Below are 21,596 nucleotides of genomic sequence, written 5' to 3'. Positions count from 1 at the left end.
GGCTCATAACCTGAAGGTCACAGGTTCAAATCCTGTCCCCGCAACCAAACTCAACAAAAAGCCCGCCCCGGTGAAATCCAGGGCGGGCTTTCGACGTTCCGAAGCCGGCCGCGCCCTTTCCGCATCGGTGCGGCAGGACGACGCCCAAGACTGATCTCCCGAACCGTTGCGGCGGCGGCGAGGCTCAGGATCCGCCCGATCAAGGGCGCGGAGACGCCCCGTACGGCGTCGTAGCCGTCACAGAGCGGGGTGGGCCGATCGGCCAGCGTGCTGCCTCGCCCCTCTCCCGCCTCGATCAGGCCAGGCGCAGGTCGCGGCCGTTCAGACCCTGGGACGCCAAGGGGCTGGAATGGGAGGCCGCCTCCCCGCCTCCGCCGCACAATTTCGCCGGGGTTCCGCCGGTGCCGAAGGTCCCGTAGGACTGCCCGATCCAGGCCCCCGAGACCGGGAGCCACCACACGTGAGCGCGAACCCCGCCGCCGAACCCGTCGGCGTGACGCGCGCCGAGCCCTTCGCCACCTTTGGTCAGCAGCGCTGCGCCGCGACGCTGGGCATGGGGGCCTGGCTGCTCACGGAACGGCTGCTCTTCGCCGGGCTGTTCCGCACGGCGCTGATCCTGCGCCTGCTCCATCCGGAGGCGGTGCAGGCGGCGGCCGGGCATCTCAGGTTCTGGATCGTCGCCTTCGCGGCCCTCCACCGGGTCAACCGGTAGGAGGCGGCGCTGCGCAAGCCCTTCCGGACCCTCGGCCCGTCCTCCTCCGGTACGGCCTGCTCACGCCGGTGCGCACCGTCCTGGCGCTCCTGTCGCTGCTTGCCGTGAACGTCGCGCTCGGTGCGACGCGCCCCTTCGAACAGGTCTGGCTCGTCGAGCTCGGGTTGGTCGGTGCATGGCGGCGATCATCATCCGGGTGTCGATGGCGGTCCGCCACGAGCCGCCCCTGGTGCGCCTGTTCGCCGGGGTCGGGTTCTTCTGGGGCGCGATCCTGTTCGGGATGACGCTGACCGCTTCCGTCGCGCGCTGACCCCCTACGCACAAAAATGGCGGGGCTTGCGCCCCGCCGTCATCGGCTCGGGTGGTTCTCGGCCTCGGACCGGCGCGCCGTCCCTCGGGCGTGGCCTCAGTAGGCCGGGCCGCCCGAGGTGGTGCCGTAATTGGCCGTCGGCTTGTTGTTCTGCTCGGCATTGCCGGCCTTGGCTGAGTCGTCGGCGCGGCGGCGGAGCGAGCCGGTGGTCACGTCATCGAAGGCGCCGACGACGCGGCTGCCGGGCGCGGCGGCGGCGGGGATACCAGCCGGGGCGTTGTAGCTCTGCGCGAGGGCGGAGGTGACGGGGGCGCCGAGGGTCAGGACCAGGGCGACGGCGGCGGAAGCAAGACGGGTGTTCATAGTCGTCGTATCCAGCAGTACAGGTCCGGTCTCCGTCAAACATGCGAGGATCATGTCCAAGATGTCCGGGGGCCGTTCTTGTTGGTATGAGCCTGATATAGGACCCGCCCCTCTGGAACGGCGTGCGCTGCAACACCCAGTGCATGCGTTTGGCGCATTTCTCTCGGATGATGTGGTCTCGCCTATGTGTGTGTTGCATCACACGTCGGAGTGGGCGTCGATGTAATGACGCAAGGCGCTGGCCGCATTGAGCATGTGGGCGCGCATCCGCCGGGCGGCCGCCTCGCCGTCGCCCTCGGCGATCGCCGCCAGGATGGCCCCGTGCTCCGCGCGGGAGCCCTGGATGCGGTCCCCGTAGCGCAGCTGCGTCCGGCGGAAGCCCGAGAGGCGGGTGCGCAGGGCCAGCGCCTGCTCCTTGAGGAAGCCGTTATGCGTGGCGCCGTAGAGGGCTTCGTGGAAGCTGCGGTTCAAGCCATCGTAGGCGTCGACGTCGCCGGCCGCGACCATGTCGCCGGAGCGCGCATGCAGGTCCATCAGGTGGGACCGCTCCAGGGGCGTCATCCGGTAGGTGGCGAGCCGCACGCACATCGCCTCGAACTCGGCGGTGGTCTCGAACATGTCCATGATCCGCTCGGGCGTCATGCGCGTGACCACGACCCCCCGGCGCGGGCGCAGCTCCACCAGCCCGTTGAAGGCGAGTTGGCGGAGCGCCTCGCGGACGGGCGTACGCGAGGCGCCGAAGCGGTCGGCGAGATCCTGCTCGTCGAGGGCGGTGCCGGCGGCGAGGTGCCCGGCCGCGATCTCGTCGGTGAGCGCGTTGCGGATCTGGTCCGACAGGAGTCCGCGCTCCGCCACCGGCTCGTCCATCGTGCCCGCGTCCATCATCCGCTCTCCCCCGGTTCGCTCCCTGCCCGCGACGCGCGAGACCCCATCCGTCATCCCACGATGGCCCGAACCGTGAGGTAGAACAGCAACGGACCGACGAGGCAGCCGATTCCGGTGTGGAAGGTCGCCGTCAGCGCGCCGTAGGGCACGCGCTTCGGGTCGGTGGCGGCCAAGCCCCCGGCGACGCCGCTCACCGTGCCCATCAGGCCGCCGAAGGCCATGGCCGAGCGCGGATTGTCGAGACCGATGAGCTGGGCGACGGGGGGGCGACCATGACCATCACGGCCTTGGTGACGCCGGTGGCGATGGAGAGCGCCATCACGGCCGAGTCCGCGCCGAGCGCCGCCCCCGTCACCGGCCCGACGATGTGGGGCACGGCCCCCGCGCCGATCGTCGTGATGCCGACGGCGTCGGTGTAGCCGAAGGCCACCGCCGTCAGGGCGCCGAGGATGAAGGGGATCACGGGGCCGAGGCCTAAGGCCAGGACGCCGAGGAGCCCGGCGCGGCGGGCCTCCGGCACGTCGACCTCGAAGGCGGTGGCCACGATGGCGAAGTCGCGCAGCATCGCCCCGCCCATCAGGCCGATGCCGTCGAAGGCCGGCCGGTCGGCGACGCCCTTCCTGCCACCGGTATAGAGGCCCGCACATAGGCGAGCACCAGCCCGAGGACGATGGCGATGGCCGAGCCGTGGACCCGGCCGGCGGTGAGCCAACGGCTGGCGAGGTTCGAGGCCGGCATCAGGGCGCCGACCGTCGCGAAGGCGGCCACCAGGCCCTGCTCGACGAAGACGTGCTCGATCATGGCCAGCATGGGGTCATGGGACCGTGGCGGCGATGAGCACGATGGGCCCCGCCGCGCACGGCCGCCATCGCGTTCTGCTGCGCGGCCATCGCCACCACGATCGGGATGTACAGGGTCGACCAGAACTCGACCCCCAAGCGTGATGCCGCCGCCGAGCTTGCCCCGGGCGAGGAGCCAGGACCGGGCGGCGATGAGCAGAATCATGGCGAGGCCGACCCCGCCGACATTGGCCTTGACCCCGAGGGCGATGCCCAGCCGGTCGCCGAGGAACACGCCGATCGGGGTGCAGAGCGCCAGGAGCGCGACGCCGAGGATGGTCATCGGGCGTGGCTCCGCGTCGTCGTGACGGGGGACGGCGATCGGAATGCACGGGGCATGGAGCGTTCCTCCTGCGTATTCGGCGATTCGTTTTTAATTGCTCTCAGTATACCGTTGATTGACAGTTTCGCAATTTGGAATACTGATCGAGGGAATGAATCGGGTTCGGCATGTCGTAGGGTGTCGATCGCGGAATGCCGTATACGCAGGCTGGGACGAGGGGGCGGACAGGATGACGGATTGGCGTCAGGAACGCACCGCCCGCGAGGCGCGTCTCGAAAGGGCGCGGCCGCATGCGGACGGCAAGGTCGTGCCGGCGGCCCGGGTCGTCGACCTCCTCGAGGCGATCCTCCGGCCGGGCGACCGGGTCTGCCTGGAGGGCGACAACCAGAAGCAGGCTGATTGCCTCGCCCGCGGCCTGTCCGCCTGCGATCCGGCCCGGGTCCACGACCTGCACATGGTGCAGTCGGGCATCGTCCTGCCCGAGCATCTCGACATCTTCGAGCAGGGCATCGCCAAGCGGCTCGATTATTCCTATTCCGGTCCCCAGGGCGCCCGCATCGCCAAGATGCTGTATGGCGGCCAGATCGAGCTCGGGGCGGTGCACACCTACCTCGAACTCTTCGCGCGCTACTTCATCGACCTGACACCGAACGTGGCCCTGATCGCGGGCGTCTCGGCCGACCGGGACGGCAACCTCTATACGGGCCCCAACACCGAGGACACGCCCACCGTGGTGGAGGCGACCGCCTTCAAGAACGGCGTGGTGGTGGCCCAGGTGAACGCGATTGTCGACCGGGTGCCCCGCGTCGACATCCCCGGCGACCGGGTGGACTTCGTGGTGGAGGCCGACAGGCCGTTCTACGTCGAGCCGCTCTTCACCCGCGACCCCGGCGCCGTGACCGAGACGCAGATCCTGATGGCCATGATGGCGATCAAGGGGATCTACGCGGAATACGGCATCCGCCGCCTCAACCACGGCATCGGCTTCGGCACCGCGGCGATCGAGCTGCTGCTGCCCACCTATGCCGAGCGCCTCGGCCTGAAGGGCCGGATCGCCACCCACTGGGCGCTCAACCCGCATCCGAGCCTGATCCCGGCCATTGAATCCGGCTGGGTCAGCCAAATCCACTGCTTCGGCTCCGAAGTGGGCATGGACAAGTACATCCGCGCCCGGCCGGACGTGTTCTTCACCGGCTCCGACGGCTCACTCCGGTCCAATCGCGCCTTCTGCCAGACGGCCGGCCTCTATGCCTGCGACCTCTTCATCGGCTCGACCCTGCAGATCGACTTGGCCGGCCATTCCTCCACCGTGACCACCAACCGGGTGGCGGGCTTCGGCGGCGCCCCGAACATGGGCTCGGATCCGCACGGCCGGCGCCACCCCTCCGACACCTGGATGAAGGCGGGCCGCGAGGCCGGCGGCACGGGCGACCCGGCGCTCCGGCGCGGGCGCAAGCTCGTGGTGCAGCTCGTCGAGACCTTCGGCGACAAGCTGGTCCCGGCCTTCGTGGAGCGGCTCGACGCCCTGGAACTCGCGCGCAAGCTCAAGCTCGAGCTCGCCCCCGTGATGGTCTACGCCGACGACGTCACCCACATCGTCACCGAGGAGGGCATCGCCAACCTGCTGCTGTGCCGGACCCCGGACGAGCGGGAGCAGGCGATCCGCGGGGTGGCCGGCTACACCGAGGTGGGCCGGGGCCGCGACCACGCGGAGGTGGAGCGCCTGCGCGCCAGGGGGATCATCCGGCGCCCCGAGGATCTCGGCATCGAGCCCCTGGACGCCGACCGCTCGCTGCTCGCCGCGCGCTCGATCAAGGACCTCGTGCACTGGTCGGGCGGCCTCTACGAGCCGCCGGCCAAGTTCCGGAACTGGTGAGGATTTTCGCGTCATGGAGAAGCTGAGCTTCCGCCACGCCACCCGGACGGCGCTCCCCGGCACGCGGGCCAGCGCGATCACCGGGGTCGTCGCCTCCGGCAACCTCGAGGTGCTGCTGGAGCGCAACCTCGCCCCCGACGCGTGCCACGTCGAGATCGATACCGCCATCGCCGGGTACGGGGAGGTCTGGGCCGCCGTGGTCGCGGATTTCGTGGCCCGCCGGCAGCCCGGCGGGCTCACCATCACCATCAACGACGGGGGCGCCCGCCCCGACACCGTGTCCCTGCGCCTCGCCCAGGGCGCCCGCCTGATGGAGATGCCGTGATGGACTGGAAGCCCGTCTCCCTCTCTTCCTCGCCCCTCGACCAGAGCTGGTACGAGGCCAGCGCCCGCGCCCGCCTCGCCGGCCTCCTCGACACGGACACGTTCCAGGAGTTCGTCGGCCCCGAGCAGCGGAGGATGAGCCCGCACCTGCCGCTGTTCGACCTGCCGCGCGCCTTCGACGACGGCATGATCGTCGGGCGCGGCCGCCTCGACGGACAGGACGTGCTGGTCGCCGCCCAGGAGGGCCGCTTCATGGGCGGCGCCTTCGGCGAGATCCACGGCGCCAAGCTCATCGGTCTGCTGCGGGCGGCGCTGGCCGTGAAGCCTGCCGCTCTGCTGATCCTGTTCGACACCGGGGGCGTGCGCCTGCAGGAGGCCAATGCGGGCGAGACCGCCATCGCGGAGATCATGCGGGCGATCACGGTCGCGCGGGCCGCCGGCATCCCGGTCATCGGGCTGATCGGGGGGCGGGCCGGCTGCTACGGCGGCGGCGGCCTCGTCGCCGGCACCTGCGCGCGCCTGATCATCTCCGAAGGGGGACGCCTCAGCGTCTCCGGCCCCGAGGTGATCGAGACCAACAAGGGCGCGGAGGAGTTCGATTCCCGCGACCGGGCGCTGGTGTGGCGCACCATGGGCGGAAAGCACCGGCGTCTCATCGGCGCCGCCGACGCCTTCGTGGACGACACGATCGGGGCGTTTCGGCGGGCCGCCCTGGCGGCGATCCCGGCGGCCCCGGCCTTCGACCTCGCCACGATCGAGGCCGAGCAGGCCCGGCTGGAGGCTCGCCTCGACCGCTTCGGCGACGCCCGGGACGCCACCGAGATCTGGGGGCGCCTCGGCGTCAACGACCCCGCCGCCGTGCCGGGCCTGACCACCGAGGGCTTCGACGCCCTGCTCGCCCGCCTCCCGGAGGGGCCGCACCATGCCCGATAAGATGCCCCTCGACGCCCTCCTCGCCTCGCTCTTTTCGGCGGGCCACGCCGTCACGGTGGCGGACGGCCTGATATCCGGCGATGGCCCCCTCGGTGGCGGCCGCCTCGCCGTGATCGGCATCGACGGCGACACGGCGCTGGGCATCGAGGGCGCCTGCTTCCTGGCGGGGCGCGTCCTCGACGTGGTGCGGGCGGGCGGCGGCACGCCCATCCTCGTCCTGATCGATTCCGACAGCCAGCGCATGAGCCGGCGCGACGAGCTTCTCGGCCTCAACGAGTACCTCGCCCATCTGGCCAAGGCGCTGCTGCTGGCCGACGCGCAGGGGCACCCGACCCTCGGCCTGCTCTACGGCCACAGCGCGGCCGGGGCCTTCATCGCCACGGCGCTCGCCACCCGCGTGCTCGCGGCCCTGCCCGGCGCCCATCCGAGCGTGATGGACCTCCCCTCCGTGGCCCGCGTCACCAAGCTGCCCCTGGAGACGCTGCAGGACATGGCCCGCTCGACCTCGGTCTTCGCGCCGGGGCTCGACAACATGGTCCAGACCGGCGCCGTGCAGGCGGTCCTCGACCCCGACAAGCCCCTCGGCCTCCAGGTCGCCGCGCTGATCGCGGACAGCCCGGCGGCCGATACCCGCGACGCGCTGGGCCGTGAACGGGGCGGGCGCCCCCTCGCCCACGACATCGCCGCTCAGGTGGTGCGCGAGGCGCAGGACCGGGTGCTGCGCGAGGCGCCGGGTGCGTGATGTCGCGCGCCACGACCTGCTCACGGTGGCGCCCGCCGCCTGGGGCCCGCTGCTGGCGCAGCGGCCGGACCTCGACGGGATTCCCCATCTCGCCGATTGGGCCGCGTGCGGCTGGCCCGTGATCGTGCGCCGCCGCGGGCCCGGCGAGGATGGCACCCTGGTTCCGGCCGGGCTGCCGCTGCCGCCCTGCCTCGGCAAGCGCCGCATCGGCCTCACGCTTCCGCCCGCGGCTTTGCGCCCGCGCCCCGGCCTGACCCTGGCCGAGGCGCGGGCGGCCGCGCCCGCCGCCTGGCAGCCCGCCCTCGACGCGCTCCTGGCGCACGGGGCCGCCCATGGTCGCGTGCCCCGGGTGTTCGGTGGTCTGCTCTGGCAGGCCCTGACGGGTCTGCCCTACCTTTCCGCCACCTCCGACCTCGACCTGCTCTGGCCCGGTCCCGTCGGCCCGGCCTTCCTCGACGGCCTCGCCGATCTCGCGGCACAGGCGCCGATGCGCCTCGACGGCGAGATCGGCGTCGCCGACGGCTTCGCCGTAAGCTGGCGCGAGCTGCAGGCGGCCGGCCCCGGCGACACCGTCCTGGTCAAGGGCCTGGAGCGGCTGGAGCTCCGGCCCGTTTCGGCCCTTCGCGCCGCCCTGACGCCGGCGGCCTGAGCCATGCCGATGCGTGCCCTCTCGCCGATGCCCGCGGCTCCGTCGGAGACCCGGGTCCCCGCTGCGACTGTCGGCGGCCCGGACGCAATCGCCCGCCTCGCCACGCACTGCCTGCGCCTGGAGCTCGCCACCTATCCCAAGCCCGGCCTCGTCAGCCACGTGGACAGCGGCAGCCATGCCGACATGGATGCGGGCACCTTCCGGGCGAGTGCCTCCGCCCTGGAGCCCTATTTCGCGGATCTGGCCGAGGCCGGCGCGGCCGGGGCCGGGATGGCGCATCTGCGCCGGATCGGCCTCGCGGCGGAGGCGGCGATGCGGGCGGCCACGGGGGGCGTGAACACCCACCGGGGCGCCATCTTCGGCCTGGGCCTCCTCGGCGCGGCGGCCGGCGCCCTGGGGCGGCGTCCGGCGGCCGGGAGCCTCGGCGCCCATGTCCGCGCACGCTACGCCGGTGCCATTCTGGACGGCCCCGAACTGCTGCACGCGCCGGGTGCGCGGGCGCGGCGGCGGCACGGGGTCGGGGGCGCGCCGGCCGAGGCCGCGGCCGGCTTCCCGACCCTCTACGGCACCGGCCTGCCGGCCCTGCGCCGGGCCCGTGCCCGCCGTCCCGAGTCGCCCGAGGCGGCGCGGGTGGAGGCCTGCCTCGCCCTGGTCGCGGCCCTCGAGGACACCAACCTCCTGCATCGTGGCGGCCCGGAGGGGTTCGATTTCGCCCGGGCGGAAGCCGCCTGCTTCCTCGCCGAGGGCGGCATTGCCCGGGACGACTGGGTCTCACACGCGGAAGACCTGCACCGCGCCTTCGTCGCCCGCCGCCTCAGCCCCGGCGGAGCGGCCGACCTGCTGGCCATGACGCTGTTCGTCGACGCCTGGGAGCGACCATGAGCGTCGATCGCCCATGACCCTCGCGGTCCTCCTCTCCGGCCAGGGCGGCCAGCATCCCGGGATGTTCGACCTCACGGCCGCCCTGCCCGAGGCGCAGGGCGTCTTCGCGGCCGCGGCCCCCCTGCTCGGTCAGGATCCGCGCGACCTCGTGCGCTCAGGGAAGGACCTGCACGCCAACCGGATCGGGCAGATCCTGTGCTGCGTGGCTGGCCTAGCCGCCTGGACCCTGGTGCGGAGGGCTCAGGCCGCCCGCGTCGTGGTGGTGGGCTACAGCATCGGCGATCTCGCGGCCTTCGGCTGCGCCGGCCTGTTCGCGCCCGAGACGGTGCTGCACCTCGCCGCCGCCCGCGCCGAGGCGATGGATGCGGCGGCCGGTCCCGGCTACGGCCTCGCCGGCCTGCGCGGCCTGCCTGCCGCGCGGGCCTTCGCCCTGGCCGAGGCGCAGGGGTGCCATCCGGCGATCCGCAACGCTGCCGACAGCGTGGTGGTGGGCGGCCCCGTCGCGGCGCTGGACGCCCTCTGCGCCCAGGCCCTTGCGGCGGGCGCGGCCCGGGCCGTTCGCCTGCCCGTCCACATTCCCTCGCACACGCCGCTCCTGGCCGAGGCCTCGGCGCGCTTCGCCGAGCGGCTGGCGCAGGCTCCCCTGGCGACCCCGCCGCGTCCGGCCCCGCGCCTCCTCAGCGGCCTCGACGGAGCGGCGGTGTTCCGGCCGGAGGCGGGCCTGCCCAAGCTTGCCGCGCAGGTGGCGCAGACCCTGGACTGGGCCGCCTGCCTGGAGGGCGTCGGTGAGTTCGGCGCGACCCGGGTGCTCGAACTCGGCCCCGGCCACGCCCTCGCCACCATGGCCCGCGCGGCCCTGCCCGAGGCGCGGGTTCATGCGCTGGAGGACTTTCGCCAGCCCGCCGGCGTGGTGCAATGGATACGCGACGGGGCCTGAGCGCCCCTGATGGAGTGGAATGCCACGATGCAGTACCGCAATCTCGGCCGCTCGGGCCTCAAGGTCTCGCCGCTCTGCCTCGGCACCATGATGTTCGGCGGCCCCACCGACGAGGCCACCGCCGGCCGCATCATCGACAGCGCCCGGGGCGCCGGCATCAACTTCCTCGACACCGCCGACGTCTACAACGAGGGCCGGTCCGAGGAGGTGGTGGGCCGGGCGCTTCGCCGGGACCGCGAGGCCTGGGTGCTCGCCACCAAGGTCGCCAACCCGATGGGACCGGGCCCCAACGACCGGGGCTTGTCGCGCGCCCACGTGCTGCGCGCCGCCGAGGCCAGCCTGAAGCGGCTCGGCACCGACGTGATCGACGTCTACTACCTCCACAAGGAGGACCACACGACGCCGCTCGCCGAGACCATCGGCGCCATCGCGCTCCTCGTGCGCCAGGGCAAGATCCGTTACTTCGGCGTCTCCAACTACCGGGCCTGGCGGGTCGCCGAGATCTGCCGCCTGTGCGACGACCTCGGTATCGACCGGCCCGTGGTCAGCCAGCCTTACTACAACGCCCTGAACCGGATGCCCGAGACCGAGCACCTGCCGGCCTGCGCCCATTACGGCCTCGGCGTGGTGCCGTACTCGCCGCTGGCCCGCGGCGTGCTCACCGCCAAATACGATCCCGATGCCCCGCCCCCCGAGGGCACCCGCGCGGGGCGCCAGGACACCCGCATGATGCAGACGGAGTGGCGCCCGGAATCCCTGGTGATCGCCCGGATTTTTCAGGACCATGCGGCCGCGCGGGGCCTGACGGCGGGGCAGTTCGCGGTGAACTGGGTGCTGGCCAACCGCACCGTCACCTCGGTCATCGCCGGGCCGCGCACGGAGGCGCAGTGGGACGCGTATCTGGGCGCGCTGGGCTACACCTTCACGGACGAGGACGAGGCCCTCGTCGACGCCCACGTCGTCACCGGCCACTCCTCGACGCCGGGCTACAACGACCCGGCCTACCCGATCGAGGGCCGCGTGCGGGGCTGAGGGCGTTCCGCAGGGATCCCCCCGAGTCCGCTCGCGTGTCCCTCCCCCGCAAGGGATCGGGACACGCGTCGTCGCCGAAAGGGCGTCGTTCGCTCAGCCCTGCGTCTCGGCCAGATGCAGCGCCACCAGGGCATCGAAGCTGGCATCGCCCTCGAAGCCCAGGTCCAGGGCGCGGCGCGTGTCGAAGGCCTCCGGCCAAGTCTCCACGATGGCCTGGATGGCCGGATTCGGTTCGCGCCGGATCAGCGCCACCGCTCTGTCCCCGCCCACGCGGCGCAGGGCCTCGATCTCGTCGGCCACCGTCGCCGAGATTCCCGGCATGGTCAGGCTGCGGCGCAGGCCGAGGGGCGCGCGGTCGATGCGGGCGGCATGCAGGAGGTATTGCGTGGCCGAAAGCGGGCTGGCGAACCAGTGGCGCACGGTATCGGGCACCGGCAGGATCGCTTGCCTGCCGGCCAGCGGCTCGCGGATGATCCCGGAGAAGAACCCGGACGCCGCCTTGTTCGGCTTGCCCGGCCGCACGCAGATGGTGGGCAGGCGCAGGCCGATGCCGTCGAGGAAGCCGCGCCGGCTGTAGTCGGCGAGCAGCAGTTCGCCCATCGCCTTCTGGGTGCCGTAGGAGGTGGCCGGCGTCAGGATCATGTCGTCCGGGATCACGCCCGGGAGCGGCGGCCCGAACACGGCCAGCGACGAGGTGAAGACCACGCGGGGACGATAGCCCTCGGCGACATGGGCCTGCCGGATGGCCTCGAGGAGCAGCCGGGTGGCGTCGAGATTGACCCGGTAGCCCTTCTCCAGATCGGCCTCCGCCTCGCCCGAGACGATCGCCGCGAGGTGGAAGATCACGTCCGGTCGGCCCGCGATGGCGGCCTCCGCCGCGCCGGGCACGGAGAGGTCGGCGGCAGCCGTGACGACGGAGCCGGTGAAGCCCGCCGGGGCGGTCGGCTCCACCACGTCGACCAGGGTGAGGGCGCGGGCATCGCCCTGCGTGGCGAGGGCGTCGGTCAGGCGCCGGCCGATCATGCCGGCGGCGCCGAGGATCAGTGCGTGCATGGGTCGTCCTTTCAGGCTCAGCGCATCAGGTCGAGGGCGCGGGAGAAGAAGTCGCGGCCGCCGAAATTGCCGGATTTGAGGGCGAGCAGCATGGGCTCACCCTGCCCCATCGTGCGCAGCACCGGCACCCCGGCGGCGATCTCGGGCCCGAGGCGGAAGGCCTTCAGCCCGAGCCGGTCCACGACCGCCCCCGACGTCTCGCCGCCCGCCACCACGAGGCGGCGCACGCAGTGCGCCACCAGGCCTTCCGCGATGCGGGCCAGCGCGTCCTCGAGGGCGTGGCCGACCCGGTCGCCGCCGTGGCGCGCCTGGAGGGCCCGCACGGTCTCGGGCTCGGCGCTGCTGGCGATGAGGACGGGGCCGGCGCCGACGTGCTCGCCGGCCCAGGCCAGGACGGCCGCGATCTCGGCCTCGGTCTCGGCCTCTCCGACGAGCATCCGCTCGGGGTCGAGGCGGCGCACCGGCATCATGGCCTCGGCCGCCGCGATCTGGCCGAGGGTCGCCTGTGAGCAACTGCCGGCGAGGCAGGCGGAGAGCCCCCCCACGGGCGCGCCGAGATCCGCCGCGCTGTCCGGCGCGGCGGCACGCCCGGTCGCGACCAGGGCCCGGGCGAGGCCGAGGCCGAGGCCCGAGGCGCCCACCGACACCCGGTGGCCGAGCGCCGCCGTGCCCAGGGTCTCGAGGTCGGCCTCCACCACCGCATCCGCGATGGCCGCGCCGATCCCCTCGGCAGCGAGCGCGTCGAGGCACGCGGCGACGGCGTCCGGCCCCTTCGCCACGGTGGCGAAATCCACCAGACCCACGGGCGACGCGCTCTGGCGGCCCAGCACCCGCACGAGGTTGGCGTCCCGCATCGGGTTGAGGGGATGGTCCTTGAGCGGGCTCTCGTTCAGCGGCACCGCGCCGACGAACAGGTTGCCCTGGTAGACGGTGCGCCCCGTTTCCGGGAAGGCGGGGGTGACGAGGGCGATGGCCTCGCCCGCCTCGCTCCGCAGGGCGTCCAGGACGGGTCCGATATTGCCCGCGTCGGTGGAATCGAAGGTCGAGCAGATCTTGAACAGGACGTGGGCGGCGCCCCGTCCGCGCAGCCAGGCCTCGGCCGCGCGGGTGCGCGCCACGGCTTCCGCGGCCGGGATGGAGCGGCTCTTCAGGGCCACCACCACGGCCTCGACACCGGACAGATCGAGGTCGTCGGCGGGGATGCCGATGGTCTGCACCGTGCGCAGGCCCCCCTTGCTGAGCGTGTTGGCGAGGTCCGAGGCGCCGGTATAGTCGTCGGCCACCGATCCGAGGGCGAGGCTCATCGGGTGCCCTCCCGGACCTGCGAGGCGCGGTAGGGCTCGAACCAGCCCAGGCCCTCCCCGGTGCCGCCGGCCGGGTTGTACTCGCAGCCGACGAAACCCGCGTAGCCGAGGTAGTCCAGTTCGGCGAAGAGGAAGGCGTCGTTCATCTCGCCGGTGCCGGGCTCGTTCCGGGCGGGGACGCTGGCGGTCTGGACGTGCCCGACCATCGGCATCAGGTCGCGCAGGCGGGTGGTCACGTCCCCGTGCAGGATCTGGCAGTGGTAGAGGTCGAACTGCAGCTTCAGGTTCGGCAGGCCCAGGTCGCGGATGAGGTCGGCGGTTATGTCGAAGTCGTTGAGGAAGTAGCCCGGCATGTTGCGGGCGTTGATCGGCTCCAGCACGAGGTCGAGGCCTTCGCGGCCGACGCGCTCGGCGGTCCAGGCCACGGCCCGGCGATAGGCGTCCTGCGCCGCCGGATCGCGCGCATCCGCCATGCCGGCCATGAGGTGGAGCCGGGCGACGCCCGTGGCCTTGGCGTAGGTCAGGCCGGTCTCGGCGCCCGCCTGCAGCTCGGCGAACCGGTCCGGCAGGGCGGCGAGGCCGCGCTCGCCCGCCGCCCAGTCGCCCGGCGGCAGGTTGAACAGGGCCTGGGTCAGCCCGAACCGCGCCAGGCGCTCGGCGATGGCCTCGGGCGGATGATCGTAGGGGAAGAGGAACTCCACGGCGGTGAAGCCCGCCTCCGCGGCGGCGGCGAAGCGGTCGAGGAACGGCCGCTCCGTGAACATCAGCGTGAGATTGGCGGCAAAACGCGGCATCGGCTCTTCTCCCTTCAGGCCTTGGGCGACGGCAGGGCGACGCCGGCCACCTGGGCGTAGAGGCGGGCCACCGAGGCGTCGTCGTCCCGGCCCATGCCGGAGCCGGACGCCATCAGGAACATCTGCAGCGCGGCGGCGGCCACCGGCACGGGGTATGTCTCCGCCCGCGCCATGTCCTGCACGATGCCCAGATCCTTGACGAAGATGTCGACCGCGCTTCTCGGGCTGTAGTCGCCGTCGAGGACGTGCGGCATGCGGTTCTCGAACATCCAGGAATTGCCGGCCGACGCCGTGATGACCTCGTAGACCTTGCGGAGATCCAAGCCCTGCTTGGCGGCAAAGCTCATGGCCTCGCTGGCGGCGGCGATGTGCACGCCGGCAAGCAACTGGTTGATCATCTTGAAGGCGGCACCCTGCCCGGCCGCGTCGCCGAGCTCGTAGAGCTTGCCGGCCATGGCGTGAAGGGCTGGGCGGGCCGCGTCGAAGGCCGCCTTCGTGCCGGAGGCCAGGAAGGTGAGTTCGCCCTCGGCCGCGCGGACGGCGCCGCCGCTCATCGGCGCGTCGAGGTAGTGGCGGCCGGTCTCCTCCAGGCGGGCCGCGAGGCGCCGGGCGACGGCCGGGTCCATGGTGGCCGAGGAGACGAACACCGCGCCCGCCCGCATGGTCTCTGCAGCGCCGCCGGGCCCGAACAGCACGGCCTCGGTCTGGGCGGCGTTGACCACGACGCAGACCACGACATCGGCGCCCTCCGCCGCCGCCGCGGGGTTCGCCGCCGCCTGCCCGCCGGTCGCGGCGAAGCGCGCGACGGCGTCCGCGTCCACGTCGCAGGCCGCGACGGCGAAGCCGGCCCGGAGGAGCGAACCGGCCATGCCGGCGCCCATGGAGCCGAGGCCGATCACGGCGGCCCGCTGGGTCTGGGTGTTGATGCTCATGGGGACCTGTTCATGGGAGGGAGGGATCGGAGCGGGCAAATCGAAACGACGGTGCTGCGACCCATCCCGTCATCCCGGGCTCGCCTGCGGCGCCCCGGGATGACGGTGCGGGCTTCGGAGCCGCCGGCCGTCGGCGCAGCCGTCTCAGCGGTTGACCACCTGCTTCGGGGTGACGAACACGCAGACCGCGCCGATCACCAGCATGCCGGCCAGCGCGTACATGCCGGCGGCGGTGCTGCCCGTGGAATCGCGCAGGGCGCCGATGACGTAGGGGCTGGCAAAGCCCGCGAGGTTGCACACCGAGTTGATCAGCGCGATTCCGGCGGCCGCCCCCGCGCCGCTGAGGAAGGCGGTGGGCAGGGACCAGAACAGGGGTGCGCAGGTGAGCACGCCGCCGGCGGCCACGGCGAGCGCCGCGATGGCCACGACGGTGCTCCCCGTGCTGGCGGCGACCACGAAGCCCACCGCGCCGCAGAGGGCCGGGATGATGAGGTGCCAGCGGCGCTCGCGCATCCGGTCGGCGCTGCGGCCGAGCAGGATCATCACGAAGACCGCGAACAGGAACGGGATCGCGCTGACGAGGCCAATGTTCAGGTTGCCCTGGATGCCGGACGCCTTGACGATGGTGGGCATCCAGAAGGTCAGTCCGTACTGGCCGGTGACGAAGGCGAAGTAGATCAGGCTCATGAACCAGATCCGCCCGTTGCGGAACACGGTGGCGATGGAGTGGGGGCTCTGCTCCTTGCCGGCGCCGTCGGCGGCGATGTCGCGCTCGATGACCTGCTTCTCGGCGGCGGTGAGCCACTTGGCTTCGGAGGGGCGGTTGTCGAGGTAGAAGAACACCGCGAGACCCACCAGCACCGCCGGCACCGCCTCGATCAGGAACATCCACTGCCAGCCCGACAGGCCGTAGGTGCCGTTGAAGGCGTCCATGATCCATCCGGAGAGCGGGTTGCCGAAGATGCCCGAGACGGGAATCGCCGACATGAACACGGCGATCACGCGGGCGCGGCGATGGGCCGGGAACCAGGTCGTGGTGTAGAGGATCACGCCCGGGTAGAAGCCCGCCTCGGCCAGGCCGAGCAGGAAGCGCATGATGTAGAACGAGGTGGCCGAGTTCACGAACATGAACCCGGCGGAGATGATGCCCCAGGTGATCATGATGCGGGCGATCCAGACCCGGGCGCCGACCCGGTGCAGGATCACGTTCGAGGGCACCTCGAACAGGAAGTAGCCGATGAAGAACAGGCCGGCGCCGAGGCCGTAGACGGTCTCGCTGAAGCCCAGCTCCTGGGACATCTGCAGCTTGGCGAAGCCGACGTTCACGCGGTCGAGATAGGCGACCACGTAGCAGAGCATCAGGAACGGCACGAGCCGCCAGAACACTTTGTGATAGGTCTGTTCGACGAAATCCGCCGCGGGCGCATCAACGCCCCGCGCGGTTGCGGCCTGAACGCTCATGTTTCCTCCTGCCGGCGCGCGTTGCACGTCGCCGTTCTGGCGTTGCACCATCTTGTTGCGGCACTACTCGTTGTGGCAGCGTTTGCATCTTGCGTAACAGATGATGGCAGCGCTGCCAATCTCATTGTTGCGGCCAACTAAGCTTGCTATGGGCTGTGCAGCCCGGGACCGGAGATGAAGGTCGACGATGAACGTCCAGAGGTCCCTGCACGAGCCGGAGCGCCGGCTCGTGACCCTGTCCGACGTGGCCCGCGAAGCCGGAGTCGGCGAGAGCACGGTCTCGCGCGTCCTGCGCAACCAGGGCTCGTTCTCGAAGCGCACGCAGGACCGGGTCGCGGAGGCGGTGGCGCGTCTCGGCTACGTGCCGAACCGGCTGGCCGGCATGCTGGCGGGCTCCGGTTCCACGGCGGGGGCCAAGCTCGTGGGGATTGTGATCCCGTCGCTCACCAACATCGTGTTCCCGGACCTCCTGCGGGGCGCCACGGCGGTCCTCGACCGCGGCGGCTTCCAGAGCGTGATCGGGGTCTCCGACTACGACCCGGAGCGGGAGGAGGCGCTGATCGGCGCCCTCCTCTCCTGGCGTCCCGCCGGCCTCATCGTCACCGGCCTGGAACACACGCCCGGCGCGCTCGCCCGCCTGCGGGCGAGCGGCATTCGCATCGTCGAGATGATCGACACCGACGGGGCCGGCCTCGACATCGTAGTGGGATTCTCCAACCGGGCGGTGGGCTGCGACAGCGCCCGGCACCTGCTGGCACGGGGCTACCGCCGCATCGGCTTTGTCGGCCACGACATCACGCAGGATCTCCGCGCCGCCAAGCGGCTCGCGGGGTTCTGCGAAACCCTTCGGGAGGCGGGCTGCCCCCTGGCGGAGCGCGAGATCGCGTCCGGACCCTCTTCGGCCGCTGCCGGGCGGGAGGCCCTGGCGCGGCTGGTCGGCCGCCGGCCCGACCTCGATGCGGTCTACTTCTCCAACGACGACATGGCGCTGGGCGGCTACTTCCACTGTCTCGCGGACGGGATCGCGGTGCCGGGACGCCTCGCCCTGTTCGGCTTCAACGCCCTCGACATCGCCGCCGCCCTGCCGCAGCCGCTGACCACCATCCGCACGCCGCGCCTGGAGATCGGCGCCGCCGCCGCCGAGCGCCTCGCCGCCGACGGCCCGGCCGAGACCGTCGATCTCGGCTACGAACTGATCGCGGGCGCCACCGCCTGAGATCGCCCCCTCCTCCGGTGACCTGAAGGGATTTCATGAGCGAATCGAAGCTTCGCGAGCAGATCTGCCGGTTCGGCCGCTCGCTGTTCGAGCGCGGCCTGACGCCGGGCTCGTCGGGCAACATCTCCCTGCGCCTGGACGACGGCGGCTGGCTGGTGACGCCGACCAACGCGTCGCTGGGCTTCCTCGACCCAGACACGATCTCACGCCTGGACGCGAAGGGCGCCCTGGTCTCGGGCCACGCGCCCACCAAGGAGATCCCGCTCCATGCGGCGCTCTACGACAGCCGCACGGAGGCGCGCGCCATCGTCCATCTGCACTCGACCCATGCGGTGGCGGTGTCGATGCTGCCCGAGATCGACCCCAAGGCGGTACTGCCGCCGCTGACGCCGTATTACCTGATGCGGGCCGGGGCCACGGCCCTGGTGCCGTATTACCGGCCCGGCGACCCGGCGGTGGCGGACGCGATCCGGGGGTTGGCCGGCCGCTACGCCTCGGTGCTGCTGGCCAATCACGGCCCGGTGGTGGCCGGCTCCACCCTGGAGAACGCGGTCTTCGCGACCGAGGAGCTGGAAGAGACGGCCAAGCTCTACCTGCTCCTGCGCAACCTCAACCCGCGCCACCTCTCGCCGGGGCAGGTGCAGGACCTCGTCAGCCATTTCGGCCTGACCCTGCCGGAGCCCGACGGGCACGACCACGGGCACTGAGCGGCGCGCTGAAACGCGCGCTGCGCGGCCGAGGCCCCATCAGGCCGCCACCTCGATCTGCGCCGTGGGCAGGGTCGCGGCGATCTCGGCGGCGATGCCGGCCGAGGCGATGTTCTTGGACTTGGCCTCGATCTCGAAATCCGCCCAGGCCATGTGGCGGGCCACCAGGGCGTTCACGGCCCGGTTCCACATCATGTCGGAATGGGCGGCCAGATCGCGCCAGTTGTGACCGGCCTCGGTCAGGGCGGCGAAGTCCGGCAGGGTGTCGGGCGTATGCCCCTCCAGCAGGGCTTCGCGCGAGACGCTGATATGGGCCACGGGGCGCACGCCCCGCCAGGACTCGCGCACCCGGGCGACGCGGGGATCGTCGGGCTCGATGTACGCACCCCGGCTCTCGACCCAGTGGTGGTGCAGGTCGAGCACCACCGGCACGACGTCGGCCAGCTCCAGCACCGTGTCCAATCCGAAGAAATTCTCGTCGTTCTCGACGGTGAGGAGATCGCGCGCCGTCTGCGAGAGCTTGGGCAGGCTGGCGCGAAACCCTGCGATGCCGGGGTCGCGGGCACCGACATGGATGTTGATGTGGGCCCCGTGCGGATGCCAGCCCTGGCCGTAGCCGAGCATCGCCATGAGTTCGGCATGATGCTCCAGCTCCTCGATGCCGTTGCGCTGGGCCGCCGGGTTCTGCGAGGCGATGACGCAGAACGGGCCGGGATGGAAGCTCAGGCGCACCAAACCGGCCCGGGCGATCGCGCCGATCCGGGCGAGGCCGTCCTGGACGAGGCGGCGCATCTCGGGCTCGGCATAGAGGTCCCGCGCCACCGCGTGGGTGTAGCCGGGCAGGACGTTGCTGGCGATCCGCAGCAGGCGCTCGATCGCGGGCCGGGCGGCGACCCAGGCCACCTGCCGCTCCAGGGCACCGAGGTTGTGGCGCACGAGGCCCTCCAGCTTGTCCCGGCGCGCGGTGGGCGCCAGGGTCTTCAGGTGCGCCATGGTGGCGTGGGTGAGGTTCATCTGCAGGGTCGCCTCGCGGGCGGCCTTCAGGGTCTTGAAGGGCTCGGACGGTGGCTCGAGGATGAACTTGCAGCAGAAGCCGAGGCGGGGTGCGGAATCGGTCGAGGCTGGATCGGTCATGGGGCGATAACGCGGCGGAGCGGCATTGGTGCACGGCCGGAACCGGGGACCGGATGCGGTGCGTTGCCCCCGCGCCGACGGCCCCGTCGGCGCCGGAGAGTCCCATGGACGGCAAGTTTACTGAGGCCAAGCTCGCGGATCAGGTCCGGCGTGCGGCCGACCTCGCCCGTCGCCTGACCCTGGCCTATCCGCGGGGATCGCGCCGCGACGACTTCCCCTTCGCCGTGGTGGCGGCCTTCGACGCCGATATCCGGGGCCGCGTCGAGCGCGACCGCCGGATCGAGGACGAGCGCGACCGGGTGCTCATCGCCGCCGTCAACTTCGCCGAGACGCCGCCCGACGACGAGCCCGAGGCCGTGGAGCCGGCGCGAAGCGCCCTCGTGGCGGCCATCGACTATCTCGAGGAGGCGACCCTGCGCTTCGGGATCGTCAACCGCGAGGGGGCGCGGCTCGGCTACGGCGAGGCCGGCCAGCGGGTCGCGACCCTGGCCTGACGGGCGCCCCGCCGCGCTTCGCCGAATTTGTGATGCCCTGCCCTGCGACCCCGGGCCCGGCCCGCGCGTTACCCACACCCGCCGGCGCGATTCCGACGGGTCGTCCTACCAAAGTGGTCTCCTCCCGATGCGTCGCCTGTTCCCCGTCTTCATCGCCGCCGTCGCTCTCCTGGCGGGGGTGATCCTGTTCACCTTCGTCAAGCACGGCGACACCGCCCACACCCAGCCGGTGCCGGAAGCCGGCGCGAGCGCCCGCTGATGCCGCGCTGGTTGCCCCTGGCGGGCGCCGCCCTCCTCGCCATCCTGGTGGTGATCGGCCTCGGGTTCTGGAAGTACGATCGCCTGCAGGAGGCGCGCATCGAGAATGGCGGACGTCCGGCCATCCCCGCCTGCGCGCCCGACAGCATCGGCGAGACGGGACTGGCCGCCAACTGCCCCGGCACCGCCTTCCCGCCCGCCAAGGCACCCTGAGGGATCAAGGCACCCTGAGGAACCGGACGCGGCGTCCGAGACCCGGAGTGGGTAAGGGAGGCTGGACGGATGCACGCTCCCCCTGCCCGGTCCGGCCTCGGCGCCTTCCCGGCCTTCGTCTTCCTGCAGGGCAGCCTCTACGCCGCCTACGGGATGGTCTCGCCGTTCCTGCCGAGCTTCCTCGGCGACCGCGGGCTCGACGCCTCCGAGATCGGCATCGTGCTCGCAGGCGGGACGCTGATGCGCCTCGTGGCCGGACCGGTGGCGGGGCGGATCGCGGATCGCCTCGACGCCACCCGGGCTGTCCTCGCCGCCGGAGCCGCCGCCGCCGGGCTCCTGGCCTTCGCCACCCTCCTGGGGCACGGCTTCCCCGCGCTCCTCGTCCTGGGCCTTGCGCAGGCCCTCGCCCTCGCGGCCCTCGCGCCCCTGGCCGATGCCCTCACCCTCGCGGCGATGGAGCGGGAGAGGACCTTCGCGTATGGGTGGGTCCGAGGCGCCGGTTCGGCCGCCTTCATCCTGGCGACCCTGGTGTCCGGGCAGGCCGTCGCCTGGGCCGGCCTGCCCAGCATCCTGGTCTCGAGCGGGCTGCTGTTCCTGCTCACCGCCCTCGCCGTCCGCGGGGTGCCCGCGGCCCCGCGGACCGGACACCCGAGCTCCCCGGCTCCGGAAGCGCCCACCCGCACCACCCTGCGCGCCCTGCTCGCGGTGCCGCTCTTCCGGCGGGTGCTCCTGGTGGCGGCCCTCGTCATCGGCAGCCACGCCCTGCACGAGGCCTTCGCGGTGATCCGCTGGCGGGCGGCGGGCCTCGGCCCCGGCACCGTCAGCCTGCTCTGGTCCCTGGCCGTGCTCTCGGAGGTCGTTGTGTTCGTCCTGTGCGGCTCCTGGCTGCTGGAGCGCCTCGGCACCGCCGGGGCGGCGATGCTGGCGGCCGGCGCCGGGATCCTGCGCTGGGCGATCCTGGCGACCACGGTGGCGGTGCCGATGCTGGCGATCGGCCAGGCCCTGCACGGCTTCACCTTCGCGCTGCTGCACCTGGCCAACATGCGCCTCCTCGCCGACCTCGTACCCGCCCGTGGCGCCGCCACAGCCCAGACCCTCTACGCGACCCTCGGCCTCGGGCTCGCGAACACCGTCCTGACCGGCCTGTCCGGGTGGCTCTACGGGCGGTTCGGGGCGGATGCGTTCTGGAGCATGGCGGCGCTCTGCGCGGGCGCGCTGCCCCTGGCGGCCGGCCTCCGGCGCCCCGCCCCGCAGGCCGTCTGA

25 protein-coding genes and 2 pseudogenes are annotated in these 21,596 nt (G+C 72.3%); 16 read left to right on the top strand and 11 right to left on the bottom strand.

Features of this window, described 5'->3' with window-relative positions; all coding sequences use genetic code 11:
• Positions 1-295: 295 nt before the first annotated feature.
• Positions 296-460 carry a hypothetical protein gene (locus ASG63_RS25805; RefSeq protein ID WP_162239155.1) on the bottom strand — a complete coding sequence of 55 codons (165 nt, stop codon included), beginning with the start codon at positions 458-460 and terminating at the stop codon, positions 296-298.
• Here ASG63_RS25805 and ASG63_RS25800 point away from each other — a divergent pair, their 5' ends adjacent.
• A complete protein-coding gene (locus tag ASG63_RS25800) occupies positions 461-712 on the top strand; it encodes a hypothetical protein (RefSeq protein WP_162239154.1) in 252 nt (83 codons plus the stop codon). It abuts the gene before it with no gap.
• 175 nt (positions 713-887) lie between these two features.
• Positions 888-1,022 (top strand): hypothetical protein, encoded by a 135-nt coding sequence (locus ASG63_RS26825; protein ID WP_274534735.1) that lies wholly within the window; start codon positions 888-890, stop codon positions 1,020-1,022.
• A gap of 96 nt (positions 1,023-1,118) precedes the next feature.
• On the opposite strand, the gene ASG63_RS12735 is transcribed toward ASG63_RS26825, so the two are convergent.
• The 4 genes and pseudogenes from ASG63_RS12735 to madL all read right to left on the bottom strand — a co-directional run.
• Complete coding sequence (locus ASG63_RS12735) at positions 1,119-1,385, bottom strand: hypothetical protein (protein ID WP_056216654.1); 267 nt, start codon at positions 1,383-1,385, stop codon at positions 1,119-1,121.
• A 198-nt stretch (positions 1,386-1,583) separates the two neighbouring features.
• The gene (locus ASG63_RS12730) at positions 1,584-2,252 is read right to left on the bottom strand and encodes a GntR family transcriptional regulator (RefSeq protein ID WP_407067268.1); all 669 of its coding nucleotides are present in this window, start codon (positions 2,250-2,252) and stop codon (positions 1,584-1,586) included.
• A 68-nt stretch (positions 2,253-2,320) separates the two neighbouring features.
• Positions 2,321-3,080: pseudogene (madM, locus tag ASG63_RS12725) on the bottom strand (malonate transporter subunit MadM).
• Between the two features lie 16 nt (positions 3,081-3,096).
• Positions 3,097-3,392, bottom strand: a pseudogene (madL, locus tag ASG63_RS12720) (malonate transporter subunit MadL); the annotation flags it as partial.
• Positions 3,393-3,621: 229 nt separating this feature from the next.
• On the opposite strand from madL, the gene mdcA reads away from it, so the two are divergent.
• The 8 genes from mdcA to ASG63_RS12680 are packed head-to-tail and all read left to right on the top strand — an operon-like array spanning position 3,622 to position 10,767.
• Positions 3,622-5,268 (top strand): malonate decarboxylase subunit alpha, encoded by a 1,647-nt coding sequence (gene mdcA, locus ASG63_RS12715; RefSeq protein ID WP_056216650.1) that lies wholly within the window; start codon positions 3,622-3,624, stop codon positions 5,266-5,268.
• A 13-nt stretch (positions 5,269-5,281) separates the two neighbouring features.
• Complete coding sequence (gene mdcC / locus ASG63_RS12710) at positions 5,282-5,593, top strand: malonate decarboxylase acyl carrier protein (RefSeq protein WP_056216648.1); 312 nt, start codon at positions 5,282-5,284, stop codon at positions 5,591-5,593.
• Positions 5,593-6,525 (top strand): biotin-independent malonate decarboxylase subunit beta, encoded by a 933-nt coding sequence (locus ASG63_RS12705; RefSeq protein ID WP_056216646.1) that lies wholly within the window; start codon positions 5,593-5,595, stop codon positions 6,523-6,525. The genes mdcC and ASG63_RS12705 overlap by 1 nt, the downstream gene beginning before the upstream one ends.
• A 1-nt stretch (position 6,526) precedes the next feature.
• The gene (gene mdcE, locus ASG63_RS12700) at positions 6,527-7,267 is read left to right on the top strand and encodes a biotin-independent malonate decarboxylase subunit gamma (protein WP_056216643.1); all 741 of its coding nucleotides are present in this window, start codon (positions 6,527-6,529) and stop codon (positions 7,265-7,267) included.
• Positions 7,260-7,916 (top strand): malonate decarboxylase holo-[acyl-carrier-protein] synthase, encoded by a 657-nt coding sequence (mdcG, locus tag ASG63_RS12695; RefSeq protein ID WP_056216640.1) that lies wholly within the window; start codon positions 7,260-7,262, stop codon positions 7,914-7,916. Before mdcE ends, mdcG begins: the two co-directional genes overlap by 8 nt.
• Before the next feature lie 9 nt (positions 7,917-7,925).
• Positions 7,926-8,798, top strand: coding sequence for a triphosphoribosyl-dephospho-CoA synthase MdcB (gene mdcB, locus ASG63_RS12690; protein ID WP_056216661.1), 873 nt, complete (start codon positions 7,926-7,928; stop codon positions 8,796-8,798).
• A 13-nt stretch (positions 8,799-8,811) separates the two neighbouring features.
• Entirely contained in the window at positions 8,812-9,735 is a 924-nt protein-coding gene (locus tag ASG63_RS12685; protein WP_056216638.1) for an acyltransferase domain-containing protein, read from the top strand.
• Positions 9,736-9,762: 27 nt separating this feature from the next.
• Positions 9,763-10,767, top strand: coding sequence for an aldo/keto reductase (locus ASG63_RS12680; RefSeq protein WP_056216659.1), 1,005 nt, complete (start codon positions 9,763-9,765; stop codon positions 10,765-10,767).
• Between the two features lie 93 nt (positions 10,768-10,860).
• Here the strand turns inward: ASG63_RS12680 and denD are convergent, their stop codons facing one another.
• From denD to ASG63_RS12655, 5 genes are all read right to left on the bottom strand, one after another.
• Positions 10,861-11,820 (bottom strand): D-erythronate dehydrogenase, encoded by a 960-nt coding sequence (gene denD / locus ASG63_RS12675; RefSeq protein ID WP_056216636.1) that lies wholly within the window; start codon positions 11,818-11,820, stop codon positions 10,861-10,863.
• 17 nt (positions 11,821-11,837) lie between these two features.
• Positions 11,838-13,124 carry a 3-oxo-tetronate kinase gene (otnK, locus tag ASG63_RS12670; RefSeq protein WP_056216634.1) on the bottom strand — a complete coding sequence of 429 codons (1,287 nt, stop codon included), beginning with the start codon at positions 13,122-13,124 and terminating at the stop codon, positions 11,838-11,840.
• Positions 13,121-13,918 carry a 2-oxo-tetronate isomerase gene (otnI, locus tag ASG63_RS12665; protein ID WP_056216632.1) on the bottom strand — a complete coding sequence of 266 codons (798 nt, stop codon included), beginning with the start codon at positions 13,916-13,918 and terminating at the stop codon, positions 13,121-13,123. The genes otnK and otnI overlap by 4 nt, the downstream gene beginning before the upstream one ends.
• A gap of 14 nt (positions 13,919-13,932) precedes the next feature.
• Positions 13,933-14,850: an L-threonate dehydrogenase gene (gene ltnD, locus ASG63_RS12660; protein ID WP_056216630.1), complete on the bottom strand. Its 918-nt coding sequence runs from the start codon at positions 14,848-14,850 to the stop codon at positions 13,933-13,935.
• Between the two features lie 144 nt (positions 14,851-14,994).
• Positions 14,995-16,311: an MFS transporter gene (locus ASG63_RS12655; protein ID WP_056216628.1), complete on the bottom strand. Its 1,317-nt coding sequence runs from the start codon at positions 16,309-16,311 to the stop codon at positions 14,995-14,997.
• Positions 16,312-16,498: 187 nt separating this feature from the next.
• On the opposite strand from ASG63_RS12655, the gene ASG63_RS12650 reads away from it, so the two are divergent.
• Positions 16,499-17,527 carry a LacI family DNA-binding transcriptional regulator gene (locus ASG63_RS12650; RefSeq protein ID WP_056216625.1) on the top strand — a complete coding sequence of 343 codons (1,029 nt, stop codon included), beginning with the start codon at positions 16,499-16,501 and terminating at the stop codon, positions 17,525-17,527.
• Between the two features lie 35 nt (positions 17,528-17,562).
• On the top strand, positions 17,563-18,234 hold the full coding sequence (otnC, locus tag ASG63_RS12645; RefSeq protein WP_056216622.1) for a 3-oxo-tetronate 4-phosphate decarboxylase: 672 nt from the start codon (positions 17,563-17,565) through the stop codon (positions 18,232-18,234).
• Positions 18,235-18,273: 39 nt separating this feature from the next.
• Here otnC and ASG63_RS12640 read toward each other — a convergent pair whose 3' ends face one another.
• The gene (locus ASG63_RS12640) at positions 18,274-19,368 is read right to left on the bottom strand and encodes a UV damage endonuclease UvsE (protein ID WP_056216620.1); all 1,095 of its coding nucleotides are present in this window, start codon (positions 19,366-19,368) and stop codon (positions 18,274-18,276) included.
• 104 nt (positions 19,369-19,472) lie between these two features.
• Between ASG63_RS12640 and ASG63_RS12635 the strand changes: the two genes are divergently transcribed.
• The 4 genes from ASG63_RS12635 (at position 19,473) to ASG63_RS12625 (ending at position 21,596) form a co-directional block, all read left to right on the top strand.
• The gene (locus ASG63_RS12635) at positions 19,473-19,862 is read left to right on the top strand and encodes a hypothetical protein (RefSeq protein ID WP_056216618.1); all 390 of its coding nucleotides are present in this window, start codon (positions 19,473-19,475) and stop codon (positions 19,860-19,862) included.
• A 127-nt stretch (positions 19,863-19,989) separates the two neighbouring features.
• A complete protein-coding gene (locus tag ASG63_RS26820; RefSeq protein ID WP_274533606.1) occupies positions 19,990-20,121 on the top strand; it encodes a hypothetical protein in 132 nt (43 codons plus the stop codon).
• A complete protein-coding gene (locus ASG63_RS12630) occupies positions 20,121-20,333 on the top strand; it encodes a hypothetical protein (RefSeq protein WP_056216616.1) in 213 nt (70 codons plus the stop codon). The genes ASG63_RS26820 and ASG63_RS12630 overlap by 1 nt, the downstream gene beginning before the upstream one ends.
• 69 nt (positions 20,334-20,402) lie before the next feature.
• The gene (locus tag ASG63_RS12625) at positions 20,403-21,596 is read left to right on the top strand and encodes an MFS transporter (RefSeq protein WP_056216614.1); all 1,194 of its coding nucleotides are present in this window, start codon (positions 20,403-20,405) and stop codon (positions 21,594-21,596) included.

Source organism: Methylobacterium sp. Leaf94 (genome assembly GCF_001426045.1).
Classification (GTDB): domain Bacteria; phylum Pseudomonadota; class Alphaproteobacteria; order Rhizobiales; family Beijerinckiaceae; genus Methylobacterium.
The sequence above is the reverse complement of the archived record's forward strand: the minus strand, read 5'-3'. Positions and strand labels throughout refer to the sequence as shown.